Source organism: Streptomyces sp. G45 (genome assembly GCF_049542095.1).
In the GTDB taxonomy this organism is placed as follows: Bacteria; Actinomycetota; Actinomycetes; order Streptomycetales; family Streptomycetaceae; genus Streptomyces.
Genome location: NZ_JBMUZU010000001.1, coordinates 4,380,866 through 4,394,122 on the forward strand (window position 1 = coordinate 4,380,866; position 13,257 = coordinate 4,394,122).

Here is a 13,257-nt window from a genome sequence, read left to right on the forward strand (position 1 = left end):
GGGCGGGGGGCCGCAACCCCCGCCCCCGGATGTGACCGGTTACGGCGCCCCGACGCGCCCCCTACAGGGACTTTCCGGAGGATTCCGCGTCCCCGGACCCGCTCGCGGACCCCGCCCCGGCCCCCGTACCGGGCTCCGTACCGGACCCCGTACCGGACCCGCTCGCGGGCCCCACGATCAGGTCGTCCCCGAAGACGTCCACGCGGACCGTGTCGCCGTCCTTGACCTCGCCCGCGAGGATCTCCTTGGCGAGGCGGTCGCCGACGGCCGTCTGGATCAGGCGGCGCAGCGGCCGGGCTCCGTACGCCGGGTCGTTGCCCTTGTACGCGAGCCAGGCCAGCGCCTCGGGCGTGACGTCGAGCGCGAGCCGCCGGTCGGCGAGGCGCCGGGCGAGGCGGTCGACCTGGAGCCGGGCGATCCGCGCCAGCTCGTCCTTGTGCAGGGCGGAGAACACCACCAGGTCGTCGAGCCGGTTCAGGAACTCCGGCTTGAAGGAGGCCCGGACGACCTCCAGGACCTGCTCCTTCTTCTCGTGCTCGCTGGTCAGCGGCTCCACCAGGAACTGGCTGCCCAGGTTGGAGGTCAGGATGAGGATGGTGTTGCGGAAGTCCACGGTCCGGCCCTGGCCGTCGGTGAGGCGGCCGTCGTCGAGGACCTGGAGCAGGATGTCGAAGACCTCCGGGTGCGCCTTCTCGACCTCGTCGAGCAGCACGACGGAGTACGGGCGCCTGCGCACCGCCTCGGTGAGCTGGCCGCCCTCCTCGTAGCCGACGTACCCGGGCGGGGCGCCGACGAGGCGGGCGACGCTGTGCTTCTCGCTGTACTCGCTCATGTCGATGCGGACCATGGCCCGCTCGTCGTCGAAGAGGAAGTCGGCGAGCGCCTTGGCCAGCTCGGTCTTGCCGACGCCGGTGGGGCCGAGGAAGAGGAACGAGCCGGTGGGCCGGTCCGGGTCGGCGATCCCGGCGCGGGTGCGGCGCACGGCGTCGGACACGGCGCGCACGGCCTCGCTCTGCCCGATGAGCCGCTTGCCCAGCTCGTCCTCCATGCGCAGCAGTTTCTGCGTCTCGCCTTCGAGGAGGCGCCCGGCGGGGATGCCGGTCCAGGCGGCGACGACGTCGGCGATGTCGTCGGGGCCGACCTCCTCCTTGACCATGGTGTCGACCTTGGCGCCGGACTTGGCGGCCTCCTGCTCGGCCTCGGACGCGGCCTCCAGGTCCCGCTCGACGGCGGGGATCTCCCCGTACAGCAGCTTGGAGGCGGTGTCGAAGTCGCCGTCGCGCTGGGCGCGCTCGGCCTGGCCGCGCAGGTCGTCGAGCTTCTCCTTCAGCTCACCGACGCGGTTGAGGGACTGCTTCTCCTTCTCCCAGCGGGCGGTGAGGCCGCGCAGCTCCTCCTCCTTGTCGGCGAGGTCGCGGCGCAGCTTCTCCAGGCGCTCCTTGGAGGCCTGGTCGGTCTCCTTGCTGAGCGCCAGCTCCTCCATGCGCAGCCGGTCCACGGCGCGCTGCAGCTCGTCGATCTCCACGGGCGAGGAGTCGATCTCCATGCGCAGCCGGGACGCCGACTCGTCGACGAGGTCGATGGCCTTGTCCGGCAGGAACCGGGAGGTGATGTACCGGTCGGAGAGCGTGGCGGCGGCGACCAGGGCGCTGTCCGCGATCTGCACCTTGTGGTGGGCCTCGTAGCGCCCCTTGAGTCCGCGCAGGATGGCGATGGAGTCCTCGACGGACGGCTCGGCGACCAGGACCTGCTGGAAGCGGCGCTCGAGCGCCGGGTCCTTCTCGATCCGCTCGCGGTACTCGTCGAGGGTGGTGGCGCCGACCATGCGCAGCTCGCCGCGCGCCAGCATGGGCTTGAGCATGTTGCCCGCGTCCATGGCGGAGTCGCCCCCGGCACCGGCGCCGACGACGGTGTGCAGCTCGTCGATGAAGGTGATGATCTGCCCGTCGGAGTCCTTGATCTCCGCGAGGACCGTCTTGAGGCGCTCCTCGAACTCGCCCCGGTACTTGGCGCCCGCGACCATCGCGCCCAGGTCGAGCGAGACCAGCCGCTTGTCCTTCAGGGACTCCGGGACGTCGCCCTTCACGATGCGCTGCGCGAGCCCTTCGACGACGGCGGTCTTGCCGACGCCGGGCTCGCCGATCAGCACGGGGTTGTTCTTCGTACGGCGGGAGAGCACCTGCACGACCCGGCGGATCTCCTGGTCGCGGCCGATGACGGGGTCGAGCTTGCCCTCGCGGGCGGCGGCGGTGAAGTCGGTGCCGAACTTCTCCAGGGCCTTGTACTGCCCCTCGGGGTCCGGGGTGGTGACGCGGCGGCCGCCGCGGGTCTTCTCGAAGGCGGTGAGGAGCTTCTCGGCGGTGGCGCCCTGCTCGGTGAGCACGTCGGCGGTGGCGCCGCCCTTCGCGGCGAGCGCGATCAGCAGGTGCTCCGTCGACAGGTACTCGTCGCCGAGGTCCTTGGCGCGGCGGTCGGCGTCGGCGATCACGGCGAGCAGGTCGCGGTTGGGCTGCGGCGGGGCGACCGTCGAGCCGGTGACGCTGGGCAGCGAGCCGAGCACGCGCTCGGCGGCCGCGCGCACGGCGGCCTGGTCGGCGTCGACCGCCGCCAGCAGGTCCGTGATGTTCTCGTTGTCCTGCCCCTCCAGGAGCGCGAGGAGCAGATGGGCGGGGGTCAGGTCCGGGTGGCCTGCGGACACGGCCCGGCTCGTGGCCGCGTTGATCGCGTCCCGGCTCCTGTTCGTCAGCTCGGCGTCCACGTGGGGTTACTCCTCCTTGCGTCCTGGCGTACGTGCGTCCTGGCGTCCTTGCGCGGGTACGACGCGTCCTTGCGCGGGTAAGACGTTCTCACTCTGACTCAGTCAACGTACACAAAGTTGAGTCTATTCCACTCAAGGACGTGGGGCCAGGCGCCCAGGGGGCCGTGGGCTAGGTTTCTGGGCCATGGCCCTGGACCCGCGCTCCCCCTCTCCCGCGTACCTCAGCTTCTGGCGGGAACGCCACCTGTGCACGCTGACGACGCTCCGCCCCGACGGCACTCCGCACGTGGTGCCCGTCGGCGTGACGTACGACCCCGAGGCGGGCCTCGCCCGGGTCCTCGCCGACAAGGGCAGCCGCAAGGTCGCCCACGTCCTCGCGGCCGCGCTCGCCGACGGCGGCGACGGCGCCCGCGCGGCGGTCTGCCAGGTCGACGGCCGCCGCTGGGCCACGCTGGAGGGGCGCGCCACGGTGACCTCCGACCCGGCGCGGGTCGCGGAGGGGGAGCGGCGCTACGAGGAGCGGTACGGGCGCCCGCCGCGGGTGAACCCGAACCGGGTGGTCATCGAGATCGCCCTGACCCGGGCGATGGGCAAGGCCTGACCTGCGCGCCTGGCGCACACACCACAGCGGCGCCACCGTGTTCAGGTCCACGGTGGCGCCGCTGCTGGGGGAAGCACCTGCGCGATTTACAACGACGGGGGAATCGCGTCAGGCGCTGCGGGGGGTGGCTGTGAGGGGATCTGTGGCTGCTGAGGCCGCTGACACGGCCGACGTCCGCTGACCGGCATCCCGCTTCCGCTTCCCGATCAGCTGGTGGTCACGCTGGTCGAGGTTGACGAAGACCATGCCGTAGCGAACAGCGCACCGCACCGGCTGGGGCGCGCCGCGGGGGCGGCGCAGGCACCGGTAGGCGCGGATGTCCTCGTCATCGTCGCGCACGATGATGACGGGCTCTCCGACGAGGGTGACCATCAACGAGTCGCCGGGGTGGGGGATCGCGGTGACGAGGTCGATGAAGTGCCAGCCGGAACGGTAGGCGGTGGCCATCTCACGCCGGAAGGTACGGTCGTCGGGCGGGGTGGTCATGCCTGTACTACCCCCTTCGGAGTCACGGCCCATACGAGGTCAACCTGCGTGGAAGCACCGGGGGACGAGGTCTGACCCTTCCAGACGAGGTCGTCCTGTCCGGACGGGCCAGGAGGCGCCACGGCCCACACGAGGTCACCCGCACCACTCGCGACGGCCGACGGGGTCATCCATACGAGGTCGTCCTGCCCCGCCGTACCAACTGGCGTGGTGTCCCGTATGAGGTCGGACGCCGAAGCGTTGCTCATTGACGAGTGCGTGGCACCCTGGCTGACATCGATGGCTCCCAAGGCACTAATGGCCAGCCCGGCCGAGAAGGCACCGATGAGTACCGAGCGAAGCATTCCCTTGCGCATAGCGGGCTTCGTCCTCACTTCCATAGCGACTCTCCCCCGGCCTTCAACGACGATGGCTCATTCGGCCATGCCAGCACCACAGGAGCGATGCATCATGTTCCTGCACGTTCAGGACCCTGGGGGGTGGAGCTATGACGTCAAAGGGCTCAATTCGGGCACATCCGCACTCCGTTGCCGAGCTATGCGAGGAGGGCAAGCGGCTCTACGCCGACGCACTGCGCTCGGGACGGGTAGCGCGGGCCGAAGCGGCCGCCGCTCCCTGCCTGGTCGAGTTCGCGCTGCTGCACCCCGACCCCGACGACCCCGAGTGGCTCCGCCCCGTTCCGCCCACCACGGCACTCGCCCAGCGGCTCCGTCCGATCGAGCGCGAGATCCAGGACCGCAGGTCCGTGGCCATCGAACTGACCGAAGTCTTTGAGCCATTCCTCGCCATCAGCGCTCAGGACCGTTCCACCGTCCACTCGATCACCGTCCTGGAGGGCTCCGAGCGCATCAACGCCTCCATCAAGGTCGCCATAGCCGAGTGCCAGTCCGAGATCCTGACGGTCCAGCCCGGCGGCGGGCGCAGCGAGGAGATCCTGCGGGAGGCGGTGCGGCGGAGCCAGACCGTCATCGAGCGCGGCATCCGGATGCGCACCCTCTACCAGCACACCGCGCGGCACAGCCAAGGGACCATCGCCTACGCCGAGTACATGCGGCAGGGCAAGGTGGAAGTGCGGACGCTGGAGGAGCTGATAGAGAAGCTGATGGTCTTCGACCGGGCCGTCGCCTTCATCCCGGCGCAGGAGGACGCCCAGGTCGCCCTCGAACTCCGCCACCCCGGGCTCGTCTCCTATCTGGCGAACGTGTTCGAGCAGCTCTGGCAGCGCGCGTCCCCGCTCCTGGAGGAGGCCCCGTACGGCCCGCCGACAAACGGAATCACGGGGGTGCAGAGGTCCATTGCAAGACTTCTTGTGGAAGGCCACGTAGACGAGGCCATCGCACGTCGTCTAGGCATGAACGTGCGCACGTGCCGTGCGCACATCGCCAAGATCGCCGCGGCCCTCGGCAGCGGCAGCCGTGCCCAACTCGGCTACCTCATCGCGCAATCCGGAATCCTTGAGCAGGACAAACCACAATGACCACCGAGCCTCACCCTCACCCGCACGGCCCCGACGAACTGTGTGAGACGGGTTCGACCCTGTACGCCCGCGCGCTGCGCGAAGGGCGCGTGCGGCACCAGGACGCCGACACCGCCCCCTGCCTGATCGACTTCGGACTGCTGCACCCGGACCTGGAGGACATCGGCTGGCTGCTCCCCACCGCCCCGGCCGTCGCCCTCACGCACCTGCTCCGCCGCATCGAGGACGACGTCGCCCGCCAGCGCCGCCGCGAGGAGGAGCTGACCGCCCTGTTCGAGAACCTGATGACGGCCCACACCGGCCGCGCCCCCAGCACCGCGGGCCCCGAACTCGTCGCCCTCGAAGGCTTCGAGCGCATCAACACCGCCATCGACGACGCCATGCGCGAAGCCACCGAGCAGGTCCTGACCGTGCAGCCCGGCGGCGCCCGCTCCCCCGAGATCCTCGCCGACGCCCTCCCCCGCGAGCAGGCCATGCTCTCCCGCGGCTGCCGCATGCGCACGCTCTACCAGCACACCACCCGCCACTCCCTGCCCGCGCTCGCCCACTACGAACAGCTCGACGGCGACGTCGAGGTCCGCACCCTCAACGAGGTCACCGAGCGCATGGTCGTCATCGACCACTCCGTGGCGTTCATCCCGGCGAGCCGCGACCGCACGGTCGCCCTGGAGATACGCCAGCCCGCCATCGTCGGCTTCCTCATCACCACCTTCGAGCGCCTGTGGCACCTGGCCGCGCCGATGTACCCGCACCCCGCGCAACTCCCCTCCGAGAACGGCGTCACCACCCGCCAGCGCGCCATCGCGGAACTCCTCATCGAGGGCCTCACCGACAACGAGATCGCCGCCCGCCTCGGCATGAACGTCCGCACCGCCCGCGAACACATCGCCAAACTCGCCGCCATCCTCGGCAGCGGCAGCCGCGCCCAACTCGGCTACCTCATCGGCCAGTCCGGCATCGTCGACCAGCGACGCTAGGGCGAACCGGCCGCGCCCACCCACCGCGCGACGCGAACGCGCGCGCCACCACGCTGCCGGAAACGAGTGCCCGCCAGCGTTTGCTTTCGTAGAATTCCCCGCATCACAGCGATGAGGCTCTGCCGATCACGGGGAGGGGCATGAGCGCATCTCACGCACCACACGGGGACGGGGAACTGTGCGAGCCGTGCAGGGCTCTGTACGTGCGCGCCGTGCACGACGGGGGAATCGACCGGGGGACGCGGAACGGGCTGACTGTCTTTGGAACTTGGGGCTTCTGTACGACGATGCCACCGACCCCGGCATCCTGCGCGCCATGACACCCACCGTCGCACTCCCCCACCTGCTCAGTGCCACGGCGGACGACATCACCCAACACCGCCGACGAGGAAAACGGCTGGCCATAGCCTTCGATGCCCTCATGAGGGATGAACTCATCGGGCCACCGCCTTCCGGCGCAATGGGCTACACGGTGCTCCGGGGCCTGGAGGAGATCAACGACGCCATCATGCGCGCCATGGACGCGGCCCATAACGAAGCACTGTTCCTCCACCCAGGACGCCGCATCGTGGACGTGACCAACGTGGACCCCACCTCCGCCGTGGCCCATACGGAAGCCTTCCTCGCGCGCGGCGGCCGAACCCGCACCCTTTACCAGCACACCAGCCGCTACTCCTCCTGGGTGCATGCCTACTACGAGCAATTGCGCGGGCCCGCCGAAGTCCGCACGCTGGACGAACTTCCCCAACGACTTTTCGTATTCGACGATTCCACGGCGTTTATACCGGGACCAGGCCAGCACACCGCGCTCCAGATCCATCAGGCCGCGCTGATCCGTCACTTCATCACCGTGTTCGACCTCCTGTGGCGCTTGGCGACCCCCCTATTCCCCACGCCGACCCCCCAACCAACCGTGAACGGCATCACCGCACGCCAGCGGTCCATCGCAAGCCTGCTGATCGAGGGCCTCACGGACGCCCAGATCGCCTCCCGACTCAGCATGAACGTCCGCACCGTCCGCGTACACATCGCCAAACTCTCCGACATCCTGCACAGCAAAAGCCGGGCCGAACTCGGCTATCTCATCGGCAAGTCCGAACTGCTCAATCGCTGAGCACGGACGGCCGCCAAAAATCGGACCCGGATCGTCCGGTCCGCTGCGAGGTCGAAAGCGAAACGGCTGGTTCTATCGGTCCACCCATAACGGCACTCCGCGCACCACTTCGTAGACTCCCAGCACGTCGAAGAAGCCAGCCCCGCGTGAAAGGATCACGATGAGCACGGCGCACGAACCTCATCATCCGGGTGAGCTGTGCACGGCAGCCAAGTCTGCGTATATCCGTGCCCTCAGCGAGGGCAGGGTGCACCGTGCGGACGCCACACCGGCCCCCTGCGCCATCACCTCGGGGCTGCTGTACGCCGACCCCGACGACACGGAGTGGCTGCGCCCCACCGCGCCCTCCGTGGCGCTGCCCCGGCTGCTCGCGGCCGTCGACAGGACGGTCGCGCGGTACCGCCGCCGCGAGAACCACCTGGTGTCCCGGTTCGAACCGTTCACGCGCCTGGACCGCGGCTTCGCCGCCTCCGGCTGCCACGGGATCACCGTCCTGAAGGGGTTCCCGCGCACCCGCACCGCCGTCGAGGAAGCCTGCGCCCACGTCACCGGAGACGTACGCGTCATGCACCCCGGCACCACCGCGACCGCCGCCGACCCGGCCGTGTCCCTCGCCTTCGGGCAGCGCCCGGTGAAGCAGAACGCCCGGCTGCGCGTGCTCTGCCGACGCCCGTCGCCGCACGGCCAGCGCCGCTCCCCGGACGACTGGGCCGCGCTGGGCGAGGACGTCGAGGTCCGCGCCCTCGACAACGTCGCCCGCCCCCTGGTGATCGTCGGCCGGGACGTGGCGTTCATGGCGGCCCAGGGACACGACCACATCTCGCTCGAAATACGCAACGGCCCCCTGGTCACCTATCTGACCACCACGTTCCAGCTCATGTGGCGGCTGGCCGCTCACCAGTACCCCGAGCGCGTGACCCGTCCCTTCAGCCAGGGCGTCCCCGCCCGGCAGCGCCACATCGCAGCCCTGCTCGTGGAGGGCCTCAACGACTCCGCGATCGCCTCCCGGCTGCAGATGAACGTACGGACCGCGCGCGTCCACATCGCGAAGCTCTCCACGGCCCTCGGCAGCCGCAGCCGCGCCGAACTCGGCTACCTCATCGGCCGCTCAGGAATTCTGGAGAAGACCGACTGACCACCACGGCGAGGAGGTTCGCCGCAGCAATGGTGAACGAACACGTCACGCACGGCCCGGACGAACTGTGCGACGCGGCCCTGGCCCTGTACGCCGAAGCGCTGTCCACGGGCGGCATCTCCGTGTCCGACAGCGAGAAGGCCCCCTGCCTCGTGGACTTCGGCCTGCTCCACCCCGACCTCGACGACCTGCGGTGGCTGCTTCCCACCGCCCCGTCCGTGGCCCTGCCGCACCTGCTCCGGAACATCGAGCAGGCCATCCGCGAGGAGCGGCGTCGCGAGGCGGCGCTCCAGGAGGAGTTCGCCCGGCTGACCGCGCTCACCCCGCGCACGCCCACGCCCGCGGCCCGCGCGTCCGCCACCGTCACCGTCCTGCGCGGCCTGCCCACCATCAACGCGGCCCTGGACCAGGCGGTGGCCCAGTCGAGCCAGGAGGCCCTCGCCATCCAGCCCGGCGGGAAGCGTACGTCGGACCTGAACAGGGCGCTGCCCCGCGCCCACGAACTGCTCGCCCGCGGCGGACGCATGCGCACCCTCTACCAGCACACGACCCGGCACGATCCCGCCGTGTTCGTCCACTACGAGCAGTTGGAGGGGGACGTCGAGATCCGCACGCTGGACGAGGTCCCGGAGCGCCTCATGGTGTTCGACCGGTCCGTCGCCTTCGTCGCGGCCAACGAGCGGCGCGACCTCGCCCTGGAGATACGGCAGCCCGCCATCGTCGACCACCTGGTCGCCGTCTTCAAGCTGCTGTGGCACCTGGCCCTGCCGATGTGGCCGCGCGCCGCGCCGCAGCCCTCGCACGGCGGCATCTCCCCCGTCAGCACGCCATCGCCGAACTCCTCGTCGAGGGCCACACCGACATGGAGATAGCCAACCGGCTCGGCATGAACGTCCGCACGGCCCGGGTGCACATCGCCAAGCTCGCCGCCGTCCTCGGCAGCGGCAGTCGCACGCAACTCGGCTATCTCATCGGCCAGTCCGGCATACTCGACCGCCGTCCTCAGTGACAGGGCACCGCTCACGGCTCCTGGACCACCATCGGTGAGCGGTGGCCGACCGACGCACGGGGAGGAACCGCACATGCCCAGGGAGCATCCGCCCGGGGAGCACGCGGCAGGGGAGAGCCCCGCCGGGGAGAGCGCGGCCGGGGAGAGTCCGGCAGAGGGGCACGCGTCCGCGGGGTGCGCCAGCGGGGAGAGCCCGGCCGGGGCGCACCCCCCGCACGGTGTGGACCGGCTCTGCGCCGCCGGTTCCGCCGTGTACGGCAGGGCCCTGCGGGCGTCGCGGATCCGGCGGGAGGAGGCCGCGCAGGCGCCGTGTCTGGTGGACTTCGGGCTGCTGCACCCGGACGTGGAGGACCTGGACTGGCTGCTGCCGACCCCGCCGTCCACGGCGCTGCCGCGGCTGCTGCGCGGTATCGAGGACGAGGTGGCACGTCAACGGGCGTACGAGGAACGGTTGTTCCGGGCCTTCGAGCCGCTGCTGACGCTCGCGGCACCGGACGCCGCGGGCGCCGCCGCCGAGCCCCCGCCGCTGACCGTGCTCGACGGCCCCGCCCGCATCGACACCGCCCTGCGGCAGGCCATGGCGGACGCCGCGCGGGAGGCGCTGGCCATCCGGCGGCAGGGGCCCTGGGCCGAGGAGCCGCTGTGCCGCGCGCGACCCCTGGAGCAGGACCTGCTGTCCCGGGGCGGGCACGTGCGCACCCTGCACCAGCACTCCTCCCGGCACACCCAGTCCGCGCTGGCGTACTTCGAGGGCCTCGACGGGGACATCCAGGCGCGCACGCTCGGCGAGGTCACCGGGCACATGCTCGTGCTCGACCGGACGGTCGCCTTCATTCCCGCCAACGACGAGCACACGGTGGCCCTGGAAATCCGGCATCCGGCCATCGTCGACTATCTCTCGGTCACCTTCGACCGGCTGTGGCGGCTCGCCACGCCGCTGTTTCCGAACGTGCCCCAACTTCCCGCGGAGAACGGCGTCACCACACGCCAGCGGACCATCGCCCGCCTTCTCGCGGAAGGCCTCACGGACGCCGAGATAGCCAAGCGGCTCGACATGAATCTGCGCACCACACGGCTGCACATCTCGAAACTCGCCTCGGCCCTCGGCAGCAACAGCCGCGCCCAACTCGGCTATCTGATCGGCCGGTCGGGGCTCGGCACCAACTGATCCGCCAAAGGCCCACGGGAACGTTCCCGTCAGCAAAGCAGCGAAAGGAGTGGGGGGTAGGGGGTAAGGGGCAAGAGGCGAGGGCTAGTGGTAGACGGCGCGCTGCTGCGGCAGGCCCAGCGCCCTGAGCGCCGCCCGGACCACGCGTTCGCCGTCGAGGCCGTCGGCGCCCAGGTCCAGGAGCGCCGACTGCTCCCAGCGGACCGAGGACGGGCGGCCCATCGTCACCCGCCAGGACACCGCGCGCTCGCAGTGCTCCCGCCACACGACCCGCTCCCCCTGCTCGTCCCGCTCGCCCCCCTCGTCCCGTTCCCCCGGCCCGCCCCGTTCGCCCCGCCCACCGCTGAAGGCGATGTTCAGGACCCGCACCACGGACACCTTCGCGACGACCTGGAGCGGCAGCCCGCCCACCAGCAGCTGGCGGTCCACGACCCACGTGACGGGATAGCCGCGGCCGTTGAGGTCACCGGCGATGCAGTGCACCACGGACGCCAGGCAGGAGGGCGCGAGGACGCCCTCCCCGGGCGGCTGGCCTGCGGCCGTCGGGCTCTTCTTCATCTCGGTCTCGCTGCTCTCGGCTCAGCGTTCACGGTGGGTGCCGGGGGGCGCGGCGTCCTCGGCCCCGGGCAGGGGGTCGAAGAGCAGCACGACATGGCGCGCCCCGCGGGAGCTCGCCGGTTCCGAGACGACCATCGTGATGAGGCCGGGACCCTTCTTCGGGTGGTGGATCGGCCGGACGTCGCCGTCGGGGTGGATGTAGACCTCGGTGCCGCGCTCGTAGATGGGGCCCGCGTACTTGTCGCGGGTGACGTCCCGGTGCAGCTGGGCGAGGGAACGGTTCTCCGGGTTCTGGATGTGCGCGAGCCTGATCTGGTTGAGCAGACCGGGCGCCCAGCGGGTCTCCCAGTCGGTGAGGATGTGGTCGCGGGCCTCGTCGGCGAGGGCCATCCACCGCATCGTGTTCTCCGGCACGCCGTTCTCGAAGATGTCCGCGAACGGCTGGTTGTACGCCACCAGGTCCCACTGGACGTTGTTGACGTACGCGATCTCCCGCTGCCCCTGCACGGCGCGCCGCCAGGCGTCGGCCGCCGCCATCGTGACGCCGCCGCTGGGGTCCAGCGGGTGCGGCGGCCGCTGGCCGAGACAGAAGAGGTAGACCTGGGTGAACTCGTCCTCGGTCATGCGCAGGATGCGCCCGACCTGGCGGAGGTAGTCGTCCCGCGGGAGCATCTTGCCGCTCTCGAAGCGGTGGTACGTGCCCACGGCGCGGTTCATCAGGATGTCCATGTCGGACTGGGCGAGGCCCGAGACGCGGGGCCCCGGCCGCCCCTGGGGCTGCGGGGTGAGGCCCACGTCCTCCGGCGCGACCCGGGCCCGGAGCTCCCTGAGGGTCCGGCGAAGCCCCTCCTCGTCCACGGTCCGTTCCCCTTCCCCTCGTGCCGCTGATCCCCCTCGTTCCCCTCGCGTGTGATCGCGGCGAGCCACGAGCGCGGTGTCTGCACCATAGACCCAGACGACCCGGCGACCAACAGACCGTCACCGCGGCGGCCCCGGGACCGCCACGTATCAGCCCCCGCCGCGCCCCCCGCACCGCCCCCGCGGCGCGCCCCGCGTCAGCCCCAGCGCACCACGGAGGCCGCCCCGCACGCCCCGGGCCCGACCCCGAGCAGCAGCCCCCGCGCACCCGCGGGCGGCGGATCGTCGTACGTACGGGCGAGCACCCGCAGCACCGCCGAGCCGCCCGTGTCGCCGCCGTCGGCGAAGGCGGCGCGGGCGTGCCGCAGCGCGGACTCGGGGCACAGGCCGGAGGCGGCGACGGCGTCCAGGTAGTGCGGGCCGCCGGGGTGGACGAGGGTGAAGTCGGGGCGCCAGGCCCCGGACCGCCAGGGCAGCTGGTCGACGACGTGGGTGACGGCGCGGGCGGCGCCGGTGGGCGACTCGAAGTGCAGGCCCTCGTCGTGGGCCCGCAGCTGCTGGTCGATGGCGGTGCCGGGCCGGACGTAGTTCCAGCCGTCCTCGATGTGCAGGGCGGGCCCGCCGAGCGGTTCGGCGCTGACGACGGCCGCGGCGGCCCCGTCGCCGAGGAGCAGGCGGTGCAGCAGCGAGTCGAAGTGGCCGGTTCCCGACGCATGGGCGGCGGCCCCGAGGACGTCGGCGCCGACGACGAGGAGCGGGCGGCGCGGCCGTACGAGGACGGCGGCGAGGCCGAGCGCGTGCGCGCCGCCGGTCGCGGCGAGCGACATCCGCACCGCACCGGCCGGGACGCCGAGCGCGGCGACGAGGTGGGTGTCGTAGCCGGGGACGGGCACGCCCCGGCCCTGGAAGGTGATGATCCCGCCGAGGCCACGGGCGGGCACCCCGGCCTCGGTCAGGGCGGCGGCCGCGGCCCGCTCGGCGAGGTCGGCGCCCTGGGCGAAGACGGCCCGGACGCGGTCGGCGTAGGTCGCGCGGCGCTCGAACGGGGGCAGCACGGGCGGCTCGGGGGCGGGCGGCTCAAAGGCGGGCGGCTCGAACGCGGGCGGTGGGGACGCC

11 protein-coding genes and 1 pseudogene are annotated in these 13,257 nt (G+C 71.5%); 7 read left to right on the forward strand and 5 right to left on the reverse strand.

What is annotated here, in order from left to right; translation table 11 throughout:
* Positions 1–61 precede the first annotated feature (61 nt).
* The gene (clpB, locus tag ACOBQU_RS18065) at positions 62–2,758 is read right to left on the reverse strand and encodes an ATP-dependent chaperone ClpB (RefSeq protein ID WP_423628233.1); all 2,697 of its coding nucleotides are present in this window, start codon (positions 2,756–2,758) and stop codon (positions 62–64) included.
* 184 nt (positions 2,759–2,942) lie between these two features.
* On the opposite strand from clpB, the gene ACOBQU_RS18070 reads away from it, so the two are divergent.
* Positions 2,943–3,359, forward strand: coding sequence for a pyridoxamine 5'-phosphate oxidase family protein (locus tag ACOBQU_RS18070; RefSeq protein WP_423628235.1), 417 nt, complete (start codon positions 2,943–2,945; stop codon positions 3,357–3,359).
* A gap of 108 nt (positions 3,360–3,467) precedes the next feature.
* Here the strand turns inward: ACOBQU_RS18070 and ACOBQU_RS18075 are convergent, their stop codons facing one another.
* Entirely contained in the window at positions 3,468–3,845 is a 378-nt protein-coding gene (locus ACOBQU_RS18075; RefSeq protein WP_423628237.1) for a hypothetical protein, read from the reverse strand.
* A 487-nt stretch (positions 3,846–4,332) separates the two neighbouring features.
* Here ACOBQU_RS18075 and ACOBQU_RS18080 point away from each other — a divergent pair, with 487 nt between their 5' ends.
* The 6 genes and pseudogenes from ACOBQU_RS18080 to ACOBQU_RS18105 all read left to right on the forward strand — a co-directional run bounded on the left by ACOBQU_RS18080 (position 4,333) and on the right by ACOBQU_RS18105 (position 10,725).
* Positions 4,333–5,322, forward strand: a complete 990-nt coding sequence (locus ACOBQU_RS18080) for a helix-turn-helix transcriptional regulator (RefSeq protein ID WP_423628239.1) — start codon at positions 4,333–4,335, stop codon at positions 5,320–5,322.
* On the forward strand, positions 5,319–6,299 hold the full coding sequence (locus tag ACOBQU_RS18085; protein ID WP_423628241.1) for a LuxR C-terminal-related transcriptional regulator: 981 nt from the start codon (positions 5,319–5,321) through the stop codon (positions 6,297–6,299). The genes ACOBQU_RS18080 and ACOBQU_RS18085 overlap by 4 nt, the downstream gene beginning before the upstream one ends.
* Positions 6,300–6,567: 268 nt before the next feature.
* Complete coding sequence (locus tag ACOBQU_RS18090) at positions 6,568–7,413, forward strand: LuxR C-terminal-related transcriptional regulator (protein WP_423628243.1); 846 nt, start codon at positions 6,568–6,570, stop codon at positions 7,411–7,413.
* 247 nt (positions 7,414–7,660) lie between these two features.
* Positions 7,661–8,548: a helix-turn-helix transcriptional regulator gene (locus tag ACOBQU_RS18095; RefSeq protein WP_423628245.1), complete on the forward strand. Its 888-nt coding sequence runs from the start codon at positions 7,661–7,663 to the stop codon at positions 8,546–8,548.
* Between the two features lie 29 nt (positions 8,549–8,577).
* A pseudogene (locus ACOBQU_RS18100) lies at positions 8,578–9,557 on the forward strand (helix-turn-helix transcriptional regulator).
* Between the two features lie 73 nt (positions 9,558–9,630).
* Positions 9,631–10,725: a response regulator transcription factor gene (locus ACOBQU_RS18105; RefSeq protein ID WP_423628247.1), complete on the forward strand. Its 1,095-nt coding sequence runs from the start codon at positions 9,631–9,633 to the stop codon at positions 10,723–10,725.
* A gap of 84 nt (positions 10,726–10,809) precedes the next feature.
* On the opposite strand, the gene ACOBQU_RS18110 is transcribed toward ACOBQU_RS18105, so the two are convergent.
* The 3 genes from ACOBQU_RS18110 to ACOBQU_RS18120 all read right to left on the reverse strand — a co-directional run bounded on the left by ACOBQU_RS18110 (position 10,810) and on the right by ACOBQU_RS18120 (position 13,196).
* A complete protein-coding gene (locus tag ACOBQU_RS18110) occupies positions 10,810–11,283 on the reverse strand; it encodes a hypothetical protein (RefSeq protein WP_423628249.1) in 474 nt (157 codons plus the stop codon).
* 21 nt (positions 11,284–11,304) lie between these two features.
* The gene (locus ACOBQU_RS18115; RefSeq protein ID WP_423628251.1) at positions 11,305–12,141 is read right to left on the reverse strand and encodes an XRE family transcriptional regulator; all 837 of its coding nucleotides are present in this window, start codon (positions 12,139–12,141) and stop codon (positions 11,305–11,307) included.
* 197 nt (positions 12,142–12,338) lie between these two features.
* The gene (locus ACOBQU_RS18120; protein WP_423628253.1) at positions 12,339–13,196 is read right to left on the reverse strand and encodes a PhlD; all 858 of its coding nucleotides are present in this window, start codon (positions 13,194–13,196) and stop codon (positions 12,339–12,341) included.
* Between the last annotated feature and the right edge of the window lie 61 nt (positions 13,197–13,257).